This window comes from Klebsiella sp. M041, assembly GCF_059759695.1.
The window spans coordinates 1-2,917 of sequence record NZ_JCAXWU010000050.1 but is presented as its reverse complement, the minus strand read 5'-3'; the positions used below and the strand labels follow the sequence as shown (position 1 = coordinate 2,917).

The 2,917-nt window shown below is 47.9% G+C and carries 2 protein-coding genes; both read left to right on the top strand.

Features of this window, described 5'->3' with window-relative positions; genetic code table 11:
- Nucleotides 1-224: 224 nt before the first annotated feature.
- Nucleotides 225-1,571: an ISNCY family transposase gene (locus AC6CWS_RS26375; protein WP_077251107.1), complete on the top strand. Its 1,347-nt coding sequence runs from the start codon at nt 225-227 to the stop codon at nt 1,569-1,571.
- Nucleotides 1,572-1,730: 159 nt separating this feature from the next.
- On the top strand, nt 1,731-2,435 hold the full coding sequence (locus tag AC6CWS_RS26370; RefSeq protein ID WP_031591821.1) for a toll/interleukin-1 receptor domain-containing protein: 705 nt from the start codon (nt 1,731-1,733) through the stop codon (nt 2,433-2,435).
- The last annotated feature ends 482 nt before the right edge of the window (nt 2,436-2,917 follow it).

Sequence of the window (2,917 nt, the reverse complement as noted above, 5' to 3'; positions counted from 1 at the left end):
CAATCATCCTGTTGTTTCAGTCGGAGGAAAGTCTATCAGTAAAGAGAATGAGAGATCAAAGTGGTCATTTTAATTGAGCTGGATAACGGACATTTCAATTGAGCCTTGACAAAGGTTGTAGCTCCCATATTCTAATGTCACTTTTAACCCATTTAGTGATGTCACTTTTTCTGGCATAAAGGATCCAATCCTCAGGCCATGGAGACATCAGGATGCTTGTGACCATGTCAGATAAAGAAATCAGTCGGATCAACGTCATTCAATCAGTTGTTGAAAAACGTATGCGCCGTCGTGATGCTGCTCATCAGCTTGCTTTGACCGAACGTCAGACACAGCGGTTAATGAACCGCTTTCGTGAGTCTGGTGCCGCAGGATTGGTAAACCTTCGGCGTGGACGCCCTGGTAATCACAGGCTTCCTGAGTCACTGAAGCTGCGAGTTCTTTCGTTACTTCACGATCATTACAGCGACTTTGGACCAACACTGGCCGCAGAAAAATTACGCGAACGCCACAACATCACAGTATCTGTTGAAACGCTCAGAAAATGGATGACAGCGGATGGACTCTGGGTTCCTTATTCACGTCGCAGGCCCCGCGTTCATCAACCCAGATATCGGCGTGACTGCCTCGGAGAACTTGTTCAGATTGATGGTTCCCCGCACGACTGGTTTGAAGGCCGTGCACCGAAATGCTGCCTGCTCGTCTTTATTGATGACGCGACTGGCCGCCTGATGCACCTCCGTTTTGGTGAGACTGAATCAGCTTTTGATTACATGATGGCCACTCGCGAGTATCTCGAGCAACACGGCAAGCCCCTTGCGTTCTACAGCGATAAGCACGGCATTTTCAGGGTCAATAATGGAGGATCCACTACGACCGGAGTCACCCAGTTTGGCCGTGTACTTTCTGAACTTGGGATCGAGTTGATTTGTGCCAACAGTCCACAGGCTAAAGGCCGTGTGGAGCGAGCAAATCAGACACTTCAGGATCGGCTTATCAAAGAGATGCGTCTCGAGGGAATCTGCAGTATTGAAGCCGCCAACGCCTGGCTGGATACCTTCATCGCTGACTTCAATCGTCGCTTCGCAAGACCAGCAAAATACCCCAAAGATCTGCACCGCCCGGTGTCTGAAAGCAACGAAGAGCTGGATGATATCTTTGCTTGGCAGGAACTGCGTAAGCTGTCTAAAACGCTGACATTCCGCTATGACAAAATGATATATCTGGTTGAACCTACTGAAGAAAATACTCGCATCGCTGGCGAGAAAATAACTGTCTACGACTATCCTGACGGCACGCTGGCATTCAAATACGGTTACCGTTCACTCAAATATCAGGTGTTCGACAAACTGGAATGTCTCGACCAGGGGCAAATTGTTGATAACAAACGTCTTGGGGCTGTACTGAAGCTGGCGCAAAGCAAAATGGATGAACTCGAACGCGATGGCAAGCGTGACAGGAGCAAAAAGATGCCAAAACGACGGGCTCAGGCCAGAGTTCAGGAGCAACTCAGGGCAATTAATCCGGTCCTGGTAAACCCGGATGAATTCAGGGCCAGCCTGAAACGCTAGCCCCCTGCTCTTTTTTTTGGATAGTTCAGCTGTGGCAGTGTGATGAAGTACAAGCTTTTGAAAACATGGCAGTTGAGTTTGCAACCAATAATCCCCATTACTTATCTGGTTTTACTATCACAGCAGATATATTCCAGAATATTAAGGGGAAAACAGAACATGGCCAGATGTACGGCTCCTGTACGTGGACATAGCTCAGCAGCCGCCGCTGCTGCCTGTCCAGCCTGTCGCAATCGCAGTGGTTATCGCCGCAGCAGCTACAGTTATGATAGTTATCCGTCCTACTCCTCGTCAGGCAGCGCTGGCGGAAGTCGTGGAAGCAGTAGCGGTGGTTCCAGCAGCGGTACAAAGCCTCGCTGGTCAAAATCGGGATCTTCCGTTTCCTACACAACCGCCCAAGTACAATCTCTCACACCGATTCGCCAAACGGTAGAGAAGCTTGTCGCAGAGAAGCCGGATTTGCGTGATGTATTCCTTTGCCACGCTTGGGATGATCGACAAGGCGTAGCCAAAGAGCTACACGATTTGCTCGAGGCTGCAGGCGTCAAAGTATGGTTTAGCGAAAAGGATCTTGCTCTTGGCGTTCCTATGATGCGTGCCATCGATAAAGGATTAGCAAATTCTCGAATCGGTCTGGTATTAGTGACTCCAGCGCTATTAAACCGACTGCCCAAAGAAGGCGTTGCTGATAAAGAGCTTTCAGCTTTACTGGCCGGGAACCAACTCGTACCGATCGTTCATAACACAACGTATGAAGCTCTCCGCAATGTCAGTCCCTTGCTCGCATCCCGAAGCGGTCTGGACACGGGAGAAGATACGCTGGCAGTTGTCGCAACAAAAATTGCAGAATTGATTACTGTGTAGAGTAACGACTCCCACTCAAACTAAAATATCTGGTCTACTACCGCAGGCCAGATATTTTACCTTTTATCACCTCTCCCTTCAGAACATAACTTCCGCCCATGTCCATGTCACTTCAGGTGACATTTGAAACTGGCTAAACCGAGTGACTTTTTAATCTTGTAATAACAAAGGTTGTCAGCACAAAGCGTTATTGTCGTCTCAGGGGCTGCGGATGTTTTCCTGGACTGTTATGTTGTGATCATTATTATTGCACAACAAATTTTCTTTTCCTCACTTCACTGATTCTGACGTGCGTTAAGTAAAAACTGAGAAGATCTGCCAAATAATATATGATCTAATGTAGCTCTATATTATTTTTCCCGGAAATTAGCTGCAACAGATATATTCTGTCTTTCTCAATGAGAGCTGGAAATGTATCGCCAGTAGCTGCCAGCAGAGACCATACTTCCAGGATGGCATAGGCCTTGGTATATTCAAGTGCG